Raw genomic sequence first — 17,626 nt, forward strand, 5'->3', positions numbered from 1 at the left:
CCCGGGTCAGCGGGTCAGTGCCAGGGACGTCAGCTGTGCCACACCCCAGCTGACCGGTACGCAGACGGCGATCAGGGCGGTTGCCCGCAGACTCGCGGCCGTACGCAGGGCCTTGGCGGGCGCGCCGAGGTCGTGCAGGGCCTCGCGGGTGGCGGCGCGGCCCTGCCGGGCCTCTACCGCGGATGTGAGAAGGGTCGCGGCGGCGCACAGGGCCACCAGGGCCGCGGCCGGCTCGGTCAGCGGGCCCAGCGGGACGAGCAGCCCGCCCCGGTCGGGCAGGGCCAGGGCGGTGAGGGCGCCCGCCCCGACCGCGCACAGCACCCCGAGGGGCGGGCCGAGCCGGGGCGCTTCCTCCTGGAGGGCCCGCCCGGCCAGCAGCCGGAGCGCGCCCGGGCGTACGGCCTGGACCAGCGTGCCGCACACGTAGGCCAGGCCGGGTCCGGCGAGGGCGAGGCCGATCGCGGTGAGTGACCAGCCGGCCAGCATGCCGGGCCCGCCCCGCCCCGCGTACGCCTCGACGGCGAGGCCGCAGGAGGTCAGCGCGATGCCCCAGGGCAGGCCGGTCTGCGGGGCCGTCGGGGTGCGCCGTCGGCCCAGGACGCAGGCGGCACAGGCCGACGCGGTCAGGGGGAGCAGGACCAGGAGGGTGAGGGCGGCCGCCACGGGCAGCGGCTGGCCGGCGTGGAGCAGCCCGGCCCCGGCTCCGTCGAACGGCAGCCCGGACAGGTCGCCGCGCAGGTGGAGGAAGGCGGCCAGGGCCAGGGCGCTGCCCAGGGCGCAGGCGACGGCGGTGGAGAAGGCCGCGGCGAGAGCGAGCCGTACGGGTCCCAGCCCGGCGGCGTCCAGTCCTTCCCGGGGCCGGGTCGCCGGGTCGGTCCGGGCGACGGCGACGGCGAAGTGGACGGTGGCGGCCAGCGGCACCAGGGCCCACAGCAGGCGCGGGAACGATCCGGCGGGCCGGGCCACCGCCTCGGCGAGCACGTACAGCAGCAGGAACCCGGTACCGGCCGAGGCGGCGGCGACGAGGAGCCGGCGCAGCTGGACGAGCGGGCGGGAGCCGCGGGCTAGGCGGAGAGCGAGCACGCGGCCTGGTCCTCCGTGGTCTCGGAGGCGGGGGGCCCGGCGGCTGCGGCGTCGCGGCCGTCGAGCAGGGCCAAGCGGCGGTCGGCGACGGCCGCCGCCTCCTCGTCGTGGGTGGCCAGCAGCACGGTGATCCCGTGGGAGCGGGCCGCGGTGGTCAGCGAACGGAGCAGCAGGGCGCGCTCGGCCCGGTGCAGCGGAGCCGTGGGGTCGTCGGCGAAGATCACCGCGGGCGCGTTGACCAGGGCCCGGGCCAGTGCCACCCGCTGGGATTCGGCCCGGGTGAGGGCACGGGGGCGCTTGCGGGCGAAGCCGCCGATGTCGAGGCGGTCCAGCCATTCGCAGGCGGCGTGCTTGGCGCCGCGGTGGGAGGCGCCGGCGATCAGCAGCGGCAGGGCCGCGTTCTCCCACACCTTCAGCTCGGGCAGCAGCTGCGGCTCGGGGCCGATCCAGCCGAACCGGTCGCGGCGCAGCCGCTCGCGGGCCAGGGCGCCCATGGTGTGCACGGGGACGCTGTTGAACCAGACCTCGCCCTGCTCGGGCCGCAGCTGTCCGGACAGGCAGCGCAGCAAGGTGGTCTTGCCGCTGCCGCGCGGGCCGGTCAGGGCCAGGATCTCGCCCTGGCGGACTCCCACGCAGACCCCGGTGATGCCCGGAGAACCGCTGTGGGAGTAGTGAAGGGACCGTGCCCAGAGCAGATCATCTTGCGGCAGGGCGTTGTCGGCTGGGGCAGTGTCCCGTGGAGCCACCATGGCGTACACCTCCGTCCGGGGGAACGAAGCGGAGCCGGCCGAAGTCACTGGCGCCGCACTGAGATGTAAAGAGATGAACCTCTTGGATGGTGACAGCACACGGCCCGGACCCCCGCGTTCTCACTCGAACGGAGGATCCGGGCCGTGTGGTTGGAGCATTGCGGCGCCGGACGGTTCACCGTCCGGACCGGCGGCTGTCTACAGCTTGGTCCACGCCTCGGTGAGCACCGAGCGCAGGATGCCTTCGATCTCGTCGAAGGTGCCCTGGTCGGCGATCAGCGGCGGGGCCAGCTGGATGACCGGGTCGCCGCGGTCGTCGGCCCGGCAGTACAGGCCGTTCTCGAAGAGGGCCTTGGAGAGGAAGCCGTAGAGCACGCGCTCCGTCTCCTCGTCCGTGAAGGACTCCTTGGTGACCTTGTCCTTGACGAGCTCGATGCCGTAGAAGAATCCGTTGCCGCGGACGTCGCCGACGATCGGCAGGTCGTGCAGCTTCTTCAGCGTCGAGAAGAAGGCGTCCTCGTTGTCCAGCACGTGCTGGTTGAGGCCTTCCTTGTCGAAGATGTCGAGGTTGGCCAGCGCGACCGCCGAGGAGACCGGGTGGCCGCCGAAGGTGTAGCCGTGCAGGAAGGTGTTGTCGCCCTTGTAGAACGGCTCCGCGATGCGGTCCGAGACGATGCAGGCACCGATCGGGGAGTAGCCCGAGGTCATGCCCTTGGCGCAAGTGATCATGTCCGGGACGTAGCCGAACTTGTCACAGGCGAACATCGTGCCGAGGCGGCCGAAGGCGCAGATCGTCTCGTCGGAGACGAGCAGCACGTCGTACTCGTCGCAGATCTCGCGGACCCGCTGGAAGTACCCGGGCGGCGGCGGGAAGCAGCCGCCGGCGTTCTGCACCGGCTCCAGGAAGACCGCGGCGACGGTGTCGGCGCCCTCGAAGAGGATCTCCTGCTCGATCTGGTCGGCGCACCAGCGGCCGAAGGCCTCGGGGTCGTCGCCGTAGATCGGGGCGCGGTAGATGTTGGTGTTCGGCACCTTGTGCGCGCCGGGGACCAGCGGCTCGAACGGCGCCTTCAGGGCCGGCAGGCCCGTGATGGACAGGGCTCCCTGCGGGGTGCCGTGGTAGGCGACCGCACGCGAGATGACCTTGTACTTGGTGTGCTTGCCCTGCAGCTTGAAGTACTGCTTCGCGAGCTTCCAGGCGGTCTCGACGGCCTCGCCGCCACCGGTGGTGAAGAAGACCTTGTTCAGGTCGCCCGGGGCGTAGTCGGCGAGTCGCTCGGCGAGCTCCACGGCCTTGGGGTGTGCGTACGACCAGATGGGGAAGAACGCGAGTTCCTGGGCCTGCTTGTAGGCGACCTCGGCCAGTTCCTTGCGGCCGTGACCGGCGTTGACCACGAACAGTCCGGCGAGACCGTCGAGGTAGCGCTTGCCCTTGTCGTCGAAGATGTAGGTGCCCTCACCACGCACGATGGTGGGGACGGGCGCGTTCTCGTAGGACGACATGCGGGTGAAGTGCATCCACAGGTGGTCGTACGCGGTTTTGGAGAGGTCCTGGCTCACGGGCTATCGAGTTCCCCACATATAGGTCTGCTTCTTCAGCTTCAGGTAAACGAAGCTTTCGGTTGAGCGCACGCCGGGGAGCGTGCGGATCTTCTTGTTGATCGTGTCCAGCAGGTGGTCGTCGTCCTCGCAGACGATCTCCACCATCAGGTCGAACGAGCCCGCGGTCATCACCACGTACTCGCACTCGGCCATTGCGGTCAGGGCGTCGGCCACCGGGTCGAGGTCTCCCTCGACGTTGATGCCGACCATGGCCTGGCGCCGCAGGCCCACGGTGAGCGGGTCGGTGACCGCGACGATCTGCATGACGCCCTGGTCGAGCAACTTCTGCACGCGCTGGCGCACGGCCGCCTCGGACAGGCCGACCGCCTTGCCGATGGACGCGTAGGGACGGCGACCGTCCTCCTGGAGTTGCTCGATGATCGCCAGGGACACAGCATCGACCGAAGGGGACGGTTGTCTGTTCCTGGAATCTGCGCTTCGACTGACCACGACCACACTGTGCACGAGGAGTCGTCTGTTCCGCAAGACGGAATCGATGAAATCCGTTGTCTGGCGACTCCGATCTCACTGATTTCGTAGGTCGTGGCGTCTGGGTCTGTCGAAAGCGTCCGCCGAGAAGCTAGGCTTGGGATTCGTCTCAACCATTGGACATGTGATCAGGAGTGTGGCTGTAGTGACCACCGAACTGCGTCGTCTGCGCAACTACATCGGCGGAGAGTTCAAGGACGCCGCCGACGGGCGGACCACCGAGGTGGTCAACCCCGCCACCGGCGAGGTGTACGCCACCGCCCCGCTCTCCGGCCAGGCCGATGTCGACGCCGCCATGGCCGCCGCCGCGGCGGCCTTCCCGGGCTGGCGTGACACCACGCCCTCGGAGCGCCAGAAGGCACTGCTGAAGATCGCGGACGCCTTCGAGGCGCGCGCGGACGAGCTCGTCGCCGCCGAGTCGGAGAACACCGGCAAGCCGCTGGGCCTCACGGCCAGCGAGGAGCTGCCGCCGATGGTGGACCAGATCCGCTTCTTCGCGGGCGCCGCCCGGCTGCTGGAGGGCCGTTCGGCCGGCGAGTACATGGAAGGGATGACGTCGATCATCCGCCGTGAGCCGGTCGGCGTATGCGCCCAGGTCGCGCCGTGGAACTACCCGATGATGATGGCCGTGTGGAAGTTCGCTCCGGCCATCGCCGCGGGCAACACCGTGGTGCTCAAGCCCTCGGACACCACCCCGGCCTCCACCGTACTGATGGCGGAGATCATCGACTCGGTCCTGCCCAAGGGCGTCTTCAACGTCATCTGCGGTGACCGCGAGACCGGCAAGGCCATGGTCGAGCACTCCACCCCGGCGATGGCCTCCATCACCGGCTCGGTGCGCGCCGGCATGCAGGTCGCCGAGAGCGCCTCCAAGGACGTCAAGCGCGTCCACCTGGAGCTCGGCGGCAAGGCCCCGGTCGTGGTCTTCCCGGACGCCGACATCGCGAAGGCCGTCGAGGACATCGCGGTCGCGGGCTACTTCAACGCCGGCCAGGACTGCACCGCCGCCACCCGCGTGCTCGTGCACGAGTCGATCCACGACGAGTTCGTGGCCGCGCTCGCCAAGGCCGCCTCGGACACGAAGACCGGCCAGCCGGACGACGAGGACGTGCTGTACGGCCCGCTGAACAACCCGAACCAGCTCAAGCAGGTCGCGGGCTTCATCGAGCGCCTCCCCGCGCACGCCAAGGTCGAGGCGGGCGGCCACCAGGTCGGCGAGAAGGGCTACTTCTACGCCCCGACCGTGGTCTCCGGCCTCAAGCAGGACGACGAGATCATCCAGAACGAGGTCTTCGGCCCCGTCATCACCGTCCAGTCCTTCGCGAACGAGGCCCAGGCCCTGGAGTACGCGAACGGCGTCGAGTTCGCCCTCGCCTCCTCGGTGTGGACCAAGGACCACGGCCGCGCGATGCGGATGTCCAAGAACCTCGACTTCGGCTGCGTGTGGATCAACACCCACATCCCGCTCGTCGCCGAGATGCCGCACGGCGGCTTCAAGAAGTCCGGCTACGGCAAGGACCTCTCCGCCTACGGCTTCGAGGACTACACGCGCATCAAGCACGTCATGACCTCGCTCGACGGCTGATCGGCCGCATCGATCACAGCACAGCGTTGACGGGGCGGGCGGTAGACAACATGTCTATTGCCCGCCCCATCGCGTTCACCGAGGCTGAACCCATGCCTGAACTCGCCTTCTCCCGCCGCGCCGCGCTGCGCGGCCTCGGTGCCGCCGGCCTGCTGGCCGCCCTCACCGGCTGCGGAGTCCCCGCCGCCTACGTCCCCGAGGACCGGCGCGAAGGCCCCGACGGCTCCGGCAGCGACCGGACCGTCGTCTTCTCCAACTGGCCGCTGTACATCGACACCGACGACGAGGACGAGGAGCGCCGTCCGACCCTGGAGGCGTTCTCGGAGCGGACGGGCATCGAGGTCCGGTACACCGAGGAGATCAACGACAACGACGAGTTCTTCGGCAAGGTCAGTCCGGCCCTGATGAACCACCAGGAGACGGGCCACGACCTGATCGTGGTCAGCGACTGGATGGCCGCCCGCTTCGTCCACCTGGGCTGGGCCCAGAAGATGGACCGCTCGGCACAGTCCAACGTGGCCGAGCACCTGGACCCGCAGCTGCGGTCCCCCGCCTTCGACGACGGCCGGCTCCACACCGTCCCCTGGCAGTCGGGGATCACCGGCATCGCCTACAACCGCAAGGCCCTGGGCCGGGAGATCAAGTCGGTCAAGGACCTCTGGCAGCCCGACCTCGCGGGCAAGGTCACCCTGTTCTCCGGCCTCGACGAGTCCTTCGCGCTGCTGATGCAGGGCGAAGGCGTGGACGTCACCCGCTGGACGGAGTCCGACTTCTACCGGATGTGCGACCAGGTCGAGAGCATGGTGCGCAAGAAGCACATCCGCCGCTTCACCGGCAACGACTACACCTCCGATCTGAGCAAGGGCGACGTCCTGGCCTGCCAGGCCTACTCCGGCGACGCCATCCAGCTCCAGGCCGACAACCCGGACATCGAGTTCGTGGTGCCGGAGGAGGGGGCCGAACTCTGGGCGGAGAGCCTCCTCGTGCCCAACCTGGCCCGGCACAAGGCCAATGCCGAGGCCCTGATCGACCACTACTACGCCCCGGAGGTGGCGGCCGAGCTCGCCGCCTCCGTCAACTACGTCTGCCCGGTCCCGGCCGCCCGTGAGGTGCTGGCCGGCTCCGGCGACAAGGAGACCGCCGAACTGGCCGAGAACCCGCTGATCTTCCCCGACGGCGACATGCGCAAGCGGCTCGCCGTGGCCCGGGACATCTCCTCGGCCGAACGCCGCTCCCTCGCCCGGCGGTGGAACGCGATCGTCGGGCTCTGATCACGGACCGGCCACAGAATTGAACGCGTTCATCAATGTGGCTGAACGTGTTCAGAAAGCTGGCGTAGGCTTCCTTTCATGAGCGAGTCAAACGCCGTTCAGCGGCGGATCCGTGCCTGGTTGACCCTGTTCCTCGTCTGCCTCGTGCTCAGTGGACTCACGGCCTTCCCCCTGGTCAGCGAGCTCCACTGGGCCAACGCCCTGCTGGACAACGAGTGGTTGCGACGGGTGGGCGACGGACTGGACCGCGCCGATGCCGACTACCCCTTCCTCCTCTACGGCACCGACTGGCTCGCCTTCGCCCATCTCGTCATCGCCGTCTTCTTCTACGGCGTCCACCGGGACCCGGTTCGCAACATCTGGATCGTCGAAGCCGGCATGGTCGCCTGCGCCGGCATCATCCCGCTGGCCCTGATCTGCGGCCCGATCCGGGGCATACCCATCTGGTGGAGCGTCATCGACATGTCGTTCGGCGTCTTCGGGGTGATCCCCCTGATGGTCCTGCGTCGCATGATCAAGCGCCTTGAGGCGATGGCTACTTAGCGAAGGCCGCCATCACGATGCCGAACGTCACCTTGTTCATGTCCTGCCCCTTGGCATCGGTGGAGTTGACCGAGTAGACCAGCGTGCGCGAGAGATCGCGCGTCCCCCCGATCACGGTGCTGTAGCCGTACCGGGAGCCCGTCTTGCCGTAGGTCACCGTGCCGTCCGGCAGCACCAGCCGCTTCAGCCCCGCCGTCTGCGCGGCGTCCTCGCCGCTCTCGAAGTCCTTCACCCCAGGCACCGTGAACATCTCCTCCAGCTGCGCCTTCGGCACCACCCGGCCGCCGAACAGGGCCACGGTAAACTTCTCCAGGTCCGCGGTGGTCGATATCAGGTCCCCTGCGGCCCAGTTGGAAGAGGAGTTCCAGTCCGTCACGTCGACCAGCTCCCGCGTGCCGTCGGCCCGCGGCACCGCCTGGTAGCCGTGGTGGTGCGGGCCGGGTATCCGGTTCTGCTCACGGGACGGCACCGACGTGTGGTGCAGGCCCAGGGGCCCCAGTATCTGGGCGGTCAGAGCCCGCTCGTACGTCGTGCCCGTCAGCTTCTCGATCAGTACGGCCAGGACCGTGTAGTCGATGTTGAGGTAGTGCTGCTTCTCGCCCGGCCGGAACTCCGGCCCCTTCGCCACGGCGTTCGCGATCAGGGCGCGCGGGTCGACCACGTCGAACCGGTGGGCGTACTGCGCCTCGAAGGAGTCCCCCGGACCGTCGGCCGGCCGGATGCCGCTCGTGTAGTTCAGCAGCTGCCGCACGCTGACCGGCTCGAACTCTCCTGACAGCAGCCCCGGCAGGTACTCCTGCACCGGCCGGTCCAGATCCACCCTGCCCTCGGCGGCCAACTGCAGCACCACCGCCGCGGTGAAGGTCTTCGTCACCGACCCGGCCCGGAACCGGGCGCCCTCGATCGGCTCGCGCCCCGTCCGGATGTCGGCCACGCCGGAACTTCCCTTCCAGCTACCGCTCGTACCACCCACGCGGACCAGCGCGGCCGTCGCGTACGGGTTCTGCGGGCCGAGCCCCGCGATCGCCTTCTCCAGCGCCGCCGCGTTCGGCGGGGTCGAGACGGCCGGCGCCGCGGCGCCCGCCGGCACCGGAGCCGGAGCGGCGTGTGCGACCGCCGGGCCGGACGCGATGCCCAGGACCAGAGCGGCGGCGATCAGCGTGCGCGCGGATGCGTTCATGATGTCTTCCCCCTGCGAGACCGCGGGGCCCAGCTGCCCCGACGACCTCAATGTTCCTGGTCGGAGGGGTGGTTGAGGATCACCACTGAGAGGGGTCTTCTCCAGTACGACAACTGGGCCGCGAGAGGGAGGCGACACGCCGTGCACTCACTCTCCGGAGGGAGTACCCGCCGCGATCAGACCCGTCTCGTACGCGCAGATCACCGCCTGGATCCGGCCGCGCAGCCCCAGCTTCGCCAGCACGTTCCCCACATGCGACTTCACCGTGTGCTCGCTCACCACCAGCGCCGCCGCGATCTCCGCGTTCGACAGTCCCCGCCCCAGATGCAGCAGCGTCTCCCGCTCCCGCGCCGTCAGCACCTCCAGCCGGTCCGCCGCGAAGGCCGGCTGGGACGGACGCGCCGTCGCCGCCGTGTACTCCTCGATCAGCCGCCGCGCCACTGAAGGCGCCAGCAGCGACTCGCCCGCGGCCACCACCCGTACCGCGTGCACCAGATCGTCCCGCCGCACGTCCTTCAGCAGGAACCCGCTCGCCCCCGCGTGCAGCGCCTCGTACACGTACTCGTCCGAGTCGAACGTCGTCAGCATCACCGTCCGGCACGCGCTCCGCGCCGTGATCGCCCGGCACGCCTCGATCCCGTCCAGCACCGGCATCCGGATGTCCAGCAGCGCCACGTCCGGCGATAGCCGGGCCACCGCCTCCACCGCGGCCTCGCCGTCCCCGGCCTCCGCCACGACCTCGATGTCCTCTTGGACGTCCAGGATCATCGCGAACCCGCTGCGCACCAGCTCCTGGTCGTCCGCCACCACCACACGGATCGTCAATTCCCCACCTCCAGCGGCGAGGTTACAAGGACCACCCGCACCGAGAAGCCCCGCCCGCCCGGCACCGGACCGGCCTCGGCCGTCCCGCCGTGTGCCGCCGCCCGCTCGCGGATCCCGATCAGGCCGTGCCCGCCCGAGGACGGGCCCGTCCCGCGGCCGTCGTCCGTGACCCTCACGGTCAGCGCCCGCGCCCCGTACTCCAGCGCGACCTCCACGGCCGAGGCCGCGGCGTGCTTCACGACGTTCGTCAGCGCCTCCTGCACCACCCGGTGCACCGTCGCCTCCAGCGCGGCCGGCAGCTCCCGCACCTCGCCCGTCCGCTCGTACGACACCCGCACCCCGCTGGCCCGCACCCTGTCCAGCAGAGCCGGCAGCGCCCCGATCCCGGGCTGCGGCGCACGCGGAGCCGCCTCCTCCGTGCGCAGCACGCCCAGCATCGTGCGCAGCTGCGCCATCGCGTCCCGGCCCGTCTCGGCGATGGCCTCGAAGGCAGCCTCGGCCCGGGCCGGCGCCCGGCGGACCGCCACCGGACCGGCCTCGGCCTGCACGATCATGAGGCTGACCGCGTGGGAGAGGATGTCGTGCATCTCCCGTGCGATCCGGGCCCGTTCACGGGCCGCGGCCTGCTCCGCCTCGATCCGGTTCGCCCGCTCCAGCTGCGCCGCCCGGTCCTCGACGGCCGCCGTGTACGCCTGCCGGGTGGCCTGCAGCCGGCCCAGCGTGACCGCCGCCCCGAACACGAACAGCGCGAACAGCAGTTCCTTGGCCGTCGTCGTGTTGAGCGCCACGGAGCCCACGATGGCCACGGTCACGACCACCCCCATCACGAGCCGCACCCGCGCCGAACTCAGCAGCGCGATCGTGTAGACGGCGATCAGCGCCGCGTACGGCAGCGGCTGCCCGGGACCGTCCAGCGACAGCCGGTACACCGAGCCGGCCGCCATCACGCCGAACATCACCCACACCGGCGCCCGTCGGCGCCACACCAGCGGCACATTGACCAGCGTGGTCAGCAGGTATGCCGGCCAGTCGGCCGGCGACTCGTCCGGAGCCCTGGGCACGACGAACGGAATCGTCGTGGCCACCTGCACCAGCAGCATCAGGCCCAGGTCCTGCCAGCGCGGGTCCGCGTGCCGGATCCGCTCGCCGAAGGCCCGTATCACCGGCCGAACTCGGCCCGTACGGACTCCAGCGCGTCCACCCGGTTGGTGGTGATCGAGTCGACCCCGGCCCTGACGAGCCGCCGCATCGTCCGCTTGGTGTCCGCGGTCCAGGCCGACACCAGCAGGCCGTCCCGGTGGAGTGCGTCCGTCAGCTCCCGGCCGACCAGCCCGAAGCGGTAGTTGAGCCAGCGCGGGGCGACCGCGTCGATCAGCACCCGGCGCGGCGGCGACAGCGTGGTCCAGGTCAGCGCGATCTCCGCGCCCGGATCGGCGGCGCGGACCGCCAGCATCGTGTTGGGCCCCGCACAGTAGTAGGTGCGCTCGCGCGCCCCGCACTCGCGGACCTGGCCCACCACGGTCCGCACCGCCTCGAACGAGGCGCCCGGCAGGTCGAGCATCAGCCGGCCCGCCCCGCCCGCCGTCAGCGCGTCGCGCAGCGTCGGGACCGCGCCCTGCGTCAGCTCCGCCAACTGGGGGGCCGTGACGGCGTCAAGGCGCACGTCATGGCCCCACAGCCGCTGGAGCGTCTCGTCGTGGAGCAGGACCGGCACCCCATCGCGGGTCAGCCGTACGTCGATCTCGACCGCGTCCGCCCCGCGCGCGAAGGCGGAGCGGATCGAGGACAGGGTGTTCTCACGGACACGGTAGGGATCGCCGCGGTGGCCGACGGCAGTCAGGGTGCGCATGGCCCCATTCTCGCGGGCCGGAGGTTCAAGCGGCCGTCAGCGCGCGAGCCATTCGGCCGTGTACGCGTCGATCTCCGCGTTGAGCTTGGCCTTGCCGGCCGCGTCGAGGAAGGAGGCCTCGACGGCGTTCTTGGCGAGCTGGGCGAGACCGCGCTCGTCGAGGTCGAGGAGGCGCGCGGCCACCGCGTACTCGTTGTTGAGGTCGGAGCCGAACATCGGCGGGTCGTCGCTGTTGATGGTGACGAGCACGCCCGCGGCGACCATCTCCTTGACGGGGTGCCGGTCCAGGTCGGTGACGGCGCGGGTGGCGATGTTGGAGGTCGGGCAGACCTCCAGCGCGATGCGGTGCTCGGCCAGGTAGGCGAGCAGTTCCGGGTCCTGGGTGGAGCTGGTGCCGTGGCCGATGCGCACGGCGCCCAGTTCGCGGATGGCGTCCCAGATGGTCTCGGGGCCGGTGGTCTCGCCGGCGTGCGGCACGCTGTGCAGGCCGGCGGCGCGGGCCTGGTCGAAGTACGGCTTGAACTGGGGCCGCGGGACGCCGATCTCGGGGCCGCCCAGGCCGAAGGAGACCAGGCCCTCGGGGCGCAGGTCCACGGCGAGGCGGGCGGTCTCGGCGGCGGCTTCCAGGCCGGCTTCGCCGGGGATGTCGAAGCACCAGCGCAGGATGACGCCGAGTTCGGCCTCGGCGGCCTTGCGGGCGTCCTCGATGGCCTCCATGAAGGCCTTCTCGTCGATGCCGCGGCGCGTGGAGGAGTAGGGGGTGATGGTCAGTTCGGCGTAGCGGATGTTCTGCCGGGCCATGTCACGCGCGACCTCGAAGGTCAGCAGCCGGACGTCCTCGGGGGTGCGGACCAGGTCCACGACGGAGAGGTAGACGTCGATGAAGTGCGCGAAGTCGGTGAAGGTGAAGTACTCGGCGAGGGCCTCGGGGTCGGTCGGGACCTTCGAGTCGGGGTGCCGGGAGGCGAGCTCGGCCACGATGCGCGGTGACGCCGAGCCGACGTGGTGGACGTGGAGTTCCGCCTTGGGCAGTCCCGCGATGAAGGGATGAAGGTCGGTCATGAGGGTGCCTCCGGAAGGACGCGGGTGCGGGCAGGTCTGCCTTCATCGTAGGCAGGGACCGTGACTGTCGGTGGCAACGCTTAGCATGGCTGTACGAGAGGGGGGCGCCGCATGACCGACCAGAGCCCTGAGGCGAGGGACCCGTGGGCGCCGCCGGAGCGGCCGGTGGTGGACCTCGGTAAGCAGCGGGGCACGCCCGGACCGCCGTCCGTGCACGACCAGCACACGGTCGCCGGGATGCCGGGGGCGCATCCGTCGCAGCCCGCTCCGGCGCCCGCACCCGTGCAGCCGCCCGCGTACGGCTATCCGGCCCAGCCGGACGCGAGCGGATACGGGTATCCGACGCCCGTGCCCACGCCCATGGCTTCGCCGACCCCGACCCCGACCCCGCCCCTGACGCCGACCGCCGTGCCGGGCTACGGGTACCCCGGCGACGCGGGATACCCCGGGTATCCGGGATACCCCGGCTACCCGGGCAACGCCGGATACCCGTTGTACGCGGCGCCGAAGAACAACGGCTTCGGCGTCACCGCCCTCGTCCTCGGCATCATCTCGGTCGTCGGCTGCATCACCAGCTTCATCGCGATCGCGCTCGGGATCGGAGCCGTCGTCTTCGGCGCCCTGGGCAAGGGCAAGGCGACCCGCGGCGAGGCTGACAACGGCGGGATGGCGCTGGCCGGCATCATCCTCGGCGCGATAGGCATCGTGCTGGGCGCCCTGATGCTCCTCGCCATGTTCGCCCCGGTCATGGACAGGGACTGGGACTCCGACTACGACAGCCCGTACTCCAACTCGCGGGTGCGCGAGAAGATATGAGCCTCGGCCTGAGCCGGGGCTCAGGCTGAGGCCGAAGCCGCCGCCCACGGCCAGTCGGCGTCCCGGCCGCCCTCGATCAGGGACACCATGCGGAAGGCCGCGTCGGTGAGCCCGCCGAAGGTGTGCCGGTTCGCGGAGCCGGACGGCGCGTGGCCCACGCGGTAGCCCGCCAGGTTCCAGGTGTACACCGGCACCGTCGGCGGCACCTGGGCCGTCGGGTCACCGCCGTAGCCGTAGGAGGCTGCCTGCTCGTCGGTGACGATCAGCACCCGGTCGTGGCCGCGGTAGTGCTCCCGCACGGCCTGCGCCGTGTAGGTGCCGCCGAGGTTCCCGAACCGCTCCAGCACCTTCAGTACGGATTCGCCCCGGCTGTACGGGACCACCTGACTGGTCGAGCCGAACTGCACCAGGTCCGCGTCCTCGGCCCGCAGCGCCAGCGCCGCCCCGAACACGGCCGCCGCGTCCGCCCGGTTGAGCTTGGAGCGGTCCGACAGCGAGGACCACATCGACCCGGACCGGTCGACGAGGACCAGCGTCCGCCCGGGCAGCGCCGGTACGTTGCCCAGCGAGTGGCCGAGCGCCCGCTCCAGCGGGTACGCCCAGCGCAGCGAGGGCGCATGCTGGTAGGCCGCCAGGTAGCGGAAGGGGAACTGCCGCGCCCGGGCCACGGCCTCCGGGTCGCAGATCCTCAGCCCCACCTGCTCGGCCACCTGGTCCGAGACCCCGGCCTGGTCGAAGTTGCGCAGGTTGCGCAGCAGGGCCATCGCACCCATCGACGGGATGACCGCCTCCCAGGCGGCCGCGTCCATGGGCCCCTGCAGCCAGCCGGCCAGCGCCTCCCAGGTCATGCCCGCCTCCGCGAGCCGCTCGGCGCCGTCCGGGGCGAGCACCACACCGCGCCGCTCGGAGACCGGCAGCGCCATCAGGGCCCGGTGGGCCGCCAGGGTGCGGTTGCCCGCCGGGACCTCCGCGCTCTCCGGGTGGTGCCTGCGGTCGAGGGCGTAGCGGAACAGCTCGCCCTGCCAGGCCTTGGCCGGGTCGGGGGAGGCGTGCACGAGGTTGAGGACGTCACCGAACCGGTAGCCCTTCGAGTCGGTGTCGTACTTCAGCAGCGAGGTGCCGGAGTAGAGCCTGCGTACGGCGTCGGCGATGCCGCGCTTGACGGGCTTGGGCACGTTGCGCCCGTACGTCGCCGTCCAGTAGGCCAGCAGCTCACCGGGCTCGTCCGCGCGCCGCAGCACGGAGTCCACGACCTGCCGGTTCGAAGGCCCGTCGGTGGCGTCGGCGTCGAGCCGGGCCCGGACGTACTCGGCGGCGCCGACGAGTGAGGCGGTCCGCATGTTCGCGTCCCCGCGGAGCCAGCCCAGCAGGCCGGCGGTCCACGCGGGGTCCTCGACCGCGAGCCGCCGCACGAGGGCGCCGAAGCGGTCGTCGCGGTCTTCGCCGCTCTCGTAGGAGGTCTGCTGCGTCACGAAGTTGGCGACGGCGAGCAGGAACAGCTCGGAGCGCGCATCGCGTTCGTGACCCGGTCCGCCCTCGTGGGTGCGGGTGCGGCGGGTCGAGCGCACGGGCGAAGCCGGCCGAGAGGCGGACGCGGGCGCGGACGTGGACGCGGACGAGCGCAGGTTGAAACGAGCCATGGTGAATTCCCCCGAATTCAAAGGACGCGGGGGAGGCGTGACGTGAGGGATGCCCGAGATCGAAGTCGGCGACGGACTGTGTCGACTGCTCTGCCAAGCTGAGCTACCGGCCGTGGCCGGGCGGGATTCGAACCCGCGACCCGTTGATCCGGAAGTAACCGCTGCCTGCGCACCGGGCATCCCCCACGTACGGCCTCCCGAGATCAAGGTGGCGGCGGCCTGGTGTCTTTGCAAAAGAAGGAGCCGCTGCCTGCGCACCGGGAGGTGCGTGACGTAGGTGTCCAGAGAACAAGGTCGGCGAAACCACGTGGTGCTCTGCCGACTGAGCTACACCGGCTTGACGCCGGTGACGGGACTCGAACCCGCGACCGCCCCATTAACAGTGGAAGTAGGTCTCACCTGCGCACCTGGACAAGGATCACGTTAGGCGCCGGGTCCGGCCGCCGCCACGCAATTACCTCCCGGTCGGACCGTGGCCGCCATCAGCGGCGTCGGCACCATGACCTCGCCGTCGGCGCCCCCGCGCGACAGCGGGACCCGGATGATGCCGACCATCCGCGGGCGTGCCGACCCGTGGGCCCCGCCCGCGCTCGCGCACCATGAGTACGCAGCCGTCCCGGATGATCACGGCTGCCACCCGCCGCCGCTCCGTCACGCGCCGCTCCGTCACGCGCCGTCCGCGCGCAGCCGGTCCCGGGCCTCCATCAGGGCGAAGCCCAGCAGGTTCAAGCCGCGCCAGCGGGCCGGGTCCAGGGCGCGCTCGTCGTCGGCCGGCAGCCCGATGCCCCAGATCCGGTCCATCGGGCTGGCCTCCACCAGCACCCGGTTCCCGGTGGACAGCAGGTACGAGCGCAGCGCCGGGTCGGAGGCGAACTTGTGCACGCTGCCCTCCACCACGAGCGCGAACCGCTCCCGCTCCCAGATCGCGTCGTCGAAGCCGCGCACGAGCCGCCCGGCCTTCTTCGCCTCGGCCGGAGTGGCCGCCTCGAGCGCGGCGCGCTCGGCCTCCGCGTCCTGGAACAGACGGGCCTTCCCGGCCATCATCCAGTGCTCAGCCGTGGCATATCGGACATCACCCACAGTGAAGGCGGACGGCCACCACTGGCTGAGGCAACTCGGCCCGAGCGTCCCGTCGGGCCGCGGGCGGTGCCCCCAGAACGGCAGGAACTTCACCCGCTCACCGTGGCTGACCTGCTTGATCAGCTTGTCGATCATTTCCATGCACGCGAGTCTGACAGTCGCCACTGACACTTCGTACGGGATTTCGGGTGTGCCTCGACACATGGTCGACCGATTCCGTCGCGTAATCAAAAGGCAACAACGGAATCACTTGGCCGAGGGGATGTCCTCTGTCAGGATCGGCACTCAATTCGAGCTGTAGCTCGAACTGTAGCTACGGAGAGCGTGAGAGCGTGATGGGCAACCGCTTCCAGGTCAAGGACCGCTTCGCGGACGGCGCGCAGTACATCGACGGGCGACTCAGGTCCGGCACCTCCGGTCAGTCACACACGGTGGTCGATCCCGCCACCGGCGACGAGGTCCTCACCTACGAACTGGCGAGCACCGCCGACGTCGACGAGGCCGTCGCCGCCGCCAAGAGGGCTTTCCCGGCATGGTCCGGCGCCACTCCCGGGGAGCGTTCGGACGCCCTGCACCGGCTGGCCGCCGTACTGGCCGAGCAGGCGGAGGACTTCGCGTACGCGGAGTCCCTCCAGTGCGGGAAGCCGGTCAAGCTGTCCACGGAGTTCGACGTGCCGGGGACCATCGACAACACGGCCTTCTTCGCGGGTGCCGCCCGCCACCTCCAGGGGCAGGCGGCCGGCGAGTACTCAGGGGACCACACCTCGTACGTACGCCGCGAGGCCATCGGCGTCGTCGGCTCCGTCGCGCCCTGGAACTATCCGCTCCAGATGGCCGCCTGGAAGATCCTCCCGGCGATCGCGGCGGGCAACACCATCGTCCTCAAGCCCGCCGAGCTCACCCCGCTGACCTCGCTGATGTTCGCGCAGGCGGCCAAGGACGCGGGGCTGCCCGACGGCGTGATCAACATCGTCACGGGCGCCGGCCGTGAGGCCGGGGAGCACCTGGTCGGCCACCCCGACGTGGTCATGACCTCCTTCACCGGCTCGACGGCCGTCGGCAAGCGGGTCGCCGAGATCGCCACCGCCACCGTCAAGCGGCTCCACCTGGAGCTCGGCGGCAAGGCCCCCTTCCTCGTCTTCGACGACGCCGACCTGGAGGCCGCCGCGCACGGCGCCGTCGCCGCCTCCCTCATCAACACCGGCCAGGACTGCACCGCCGCCACCCGCGCGTACGTCCAGCGCCCCCTGCACGACGCCTTCGTCGCCCGCGTCGCGGAGCTGATGGAGACCGTCCGCCTCGGCGACCCCTTCGCGGCCACCACCGACCTCGGCCCGCTGGTCTCCCACGCCCAGCGCGACCGGGTCGCCGGCTTCGTCGAGCGCGCCCGCTCGTACGCCACCGTCGTCACCGGCGGCGAGGTACCGGGAGGTGAGCTCGCCGAAGGCGCGTACTACCGGCCCACCCTCATCACCGGCGCCGCCCAGGACAGCGAGGTCGTCCAGTCCGAGATCTTCGGCCCGGTCCTGGTCGTCCTGCCCTTCGACACCGACGACGAGGGCATCGCGCTCGCCAACGACACCCCCTACGGCCTCGCCGCCTCCGCCTGGAGCCGGAACCTCTACCGGGCCAACCGGGCCACCCGCGAGATCAAGGCGGGCTGCGTCTGGGTCAACGACCACATTCCGATCATCAGCGAGATGCCCCACGGCGGCTACAAGGCGAGTGGCTTCGGAAAGGACATGAGTGCCTACTCCTTCGAGGAGTACACGCAGGTCAAGCACGTGATGTACGACAACACCGCGGTTGCCGCGAAGGACTGGCACCGCACGATCTTCGGGGACCGATAGGA

15 protein-coding genes, 1 tRNA gene and 1 pseudogene are annotated in these 17,626 nt (G+C 70.8%); 5 read left to right on the forward strand and 12 right to left on the reverse strand.

Annotated features, from left to right (window positions below; all coding sequences use genetic code 11):
* Positions 1–6: 6 nt before the first annotated feature.
* From OG737_RS22375 to OG737_RS22390, 4 genes and pseudogenes are all read right to left on the reverse strand, one after another.
* On the reverse strand, positions 7–1,083 hold the full coding sequence (locus OG737_RS22375) for a hypothetical protein (RefSeq protein ID WP_405921902.1): 1,077 nt from the start codon (positions 1,081–1,083) through the stop codon (positions 7–9).
* A pseudogene (locus OG737_RS22380) lies at positions 1,065–1,709 on the reverse strand (ABC transporter ATP-binding protein); the annotation flags it as partial. The pseudogene OG737_RS22380 and the gene OG737_RS22375, both read right to left, overlap by 19 nt.
* Before the next feature lie 321 nt (positions 1,710–2,030).
* Positions 2,031–3,392 (reverse strand): aspartate aminotransferase family protein, encoded by a 1,362-nt coding sequence (locus OG737_RS22385; RefSeq protein ID WP_328927906.1) that lies wholly within the window; start codon positions 3,390–3,392, stop codon positions 2,031–2,033.
* A 3-nt stretch (positions 3,393–3,395) separates the two neighbouring features.
* A complete protein-coding gene (locus tag OG737_RS22390) occupies positions 3,396–3,899 on the reverse strand; it encodes an Lrp/AsnC family transcriptional regulator (protein ID WP_328927907.1) in 504 nt (167 codons plus the stop codon).
* Positions 3,900–4,068: 169 nt separating this feature from the next.
* Between OG737_RS22390 and OG737_RS22395 the strand changes: the two genes are divergently transcribed.
* From OG737_RS22395 to OG737_RS22405, 3 genes are all read left to right on the forward strand, one after another.
* A complete protein-coding gene (locus OG737_RS22395) occupies positions 4,069–5,508 on the forward strand; it encodes a gamma-aminobutyraldehyde dehydrogenase (RefSeq protein WP_405921903.1) in 1,440 nt (479 codons plus the stop codon).
* A gap of 92 nt (positions 5,509–5,600) precedes the next feature.
* Positions 5,601–6,779, forward strand: coding sequence for a spermidine/putrescine ABC transporter substrate-binding protein (locus tag OG737_RS22400; RefSeq protein WP_328927909.1), 1,179 nt, complete (start codon positions 5,601–5,603; stop codon positions 6,777–6,779).
* A 78-nt stretch (positions 6,780–6,857) separates the two neighbouring features.
* Positions 6,858–7,322 carry a hypothetical protein gene (locus tag OG737_RS22405; protein ID WP_405678298.1) on the forward strand — a complete coding sequence of 155 codons (465 nt, stop codon included), beginning with the start codon at positions 6,858–6,860 and terminating at the stop codon, positions 7,320–7,322.
* On the opposite strand, the gene OG737_RS22410 is transcribed toward OG737_RS22405, so the two are convergent.
* From OG737_RS22410 to OG737_RS22430, 5 genes are all read right to left on the reverse strand, one after another.
* Positions 7,315–8,502 carry a serine hydrolase domain-containing protein gene (locus OG737_RS22410; RefSeq protein ID WP_405678296.1) on the reverse strand — a complete coding sequence of 396 codons (1,188 nt, stop codon included), beginning with the start codon at positions 8,500–8,502 and terminating at the stop codon, positions 7,315–7,317. The genes OG737_RS22405 and OG737_RS22410 overlap by 8 nt on opposite strands.
* A 147-nt stretch (positions 8,503–8,649) precedes the next feature.
* A complete protein-coding gene (locus OG737_RS22415) occupies positions 8,650–9,327 on the reverse strand; it encodes a response regulator transcription factor (protein ID WP_328927912.1) in 678 nt (225 codons plus the stop codon).
* A complete protein-coding gene (locus OG737_RS22420; RefSeq protein WP_405681346.1) occupies positions 9,324–10,427 on the reverse strand; it encodes a sensor histidine kinase in 1,104 nt (367 codons plus the stop codon). The genes OG737_RS22415 and OG737_RS22420 overlap by 4 nt, the downstream gene beginning before the upstream one ends.
* Before the next feature lie 59 nt (positions 10,428–10,486).
* Positions 10,487–11,176 (reverse strand): glycerophosphodiester phosphodiesterase, encoded by a 690-nt coding sequence (locus tag OG737_RS22425; RefSeq protein ID WP_405678294.1) that lies wholly within the window; start codon positions 11,174–11,176, stop codon positions 10,487–10,489.
* Between the two features lie 36 nt (positions 11,177–11,212).
* Positions 11,213–12,238 (reverse strand): adenosine deaminase, encoded by a 1,026-nt coding sequence (locus tag OG737_RS22430; protein ID WP_328927914.1) that lies wholly within the window; start codon positions 12,236–12,238, stop codon positions 11,213–11,215.
* A 111-nt stretch (positions 12,239–12,349) separates the two neighbouring features.
* Between OG737_RS22430 and OG737_RS22435 the strand changes: the two genes are divergently transcribed.
* Positions 12,350–13,054: a DUF4190 domain-containing protein gene (locus OG737_RS22435; protein ID WP_328927915.1), complete on the forward strand. Its 705-nt coding sequence runs from the start codon at positions 12,350–12,352 to the stop codon at positions 13,052–13,054.
* 20 nt (positions 13,055–13,074) lie between these two features.
* On the opposite strand, the gene OG737_RS22440 is transcribed toward OG737_RS22435, so the two are convergent.
* From OG737_RS22440 to OG737_RS22450, 3 genes are all read right to left on the reverse strand, one after another.
* Positions 13,075–14,694, reverse strand: a complete 1,620-nt coding sequence (locus OG737_RS22440; protein ID WP_405678290.1) for a TROVE domain-containing protein — start codon at positions 14,692–14,694, stop codon at positions 13,075–13,077.
* Positions 14,695–15,035: 341 nt separating this feature from the next.
* Positions 15,036–15,097 (reverse strand) — tRNA-Ser (locus OG737_RS22445).
* A 263-nt stretch (positions 15,098–15,360) separates the two neighbouring features.
* Positions 15,361–15,915, reverse strand: coding sequence for an NADAR family protein (locus OG737_RS22450; RefSeq protein WP_328927917.1), 555 nt, complete (start codon positions 15,913–15,915; stop codon positions 15,361–15,363).
* 194 nt (positions 15,916–16,109) lie between these two features.
* Here OG737_RS22450 and OG737_RS22455 point away from each other — a divergent pair, with 194 nt between their 5' ends.
* Complete coding sequence (locus OG737_RS22455; RefSeq protein WP_328930444.1) at positions 16,110–17,624, forward strand: gamma-aminobutyraldehyde dehydrogenase; 1,515 nt, start codon at positions 16,110–16,112, stop codon at positions 17,622–17,624.
* Positions 17,625–17,626 lie beyond the last annotated feature (2 nt).

The sequence above is a fragment of the Streptomyces sp. NBC_00122 genome, from assembly GCF_045160845.1.
GTDB lineage: Bacteria > Actinomycetota > Actinomycetes > Streptomycetales > Streptomycetaceae > Streptomyces.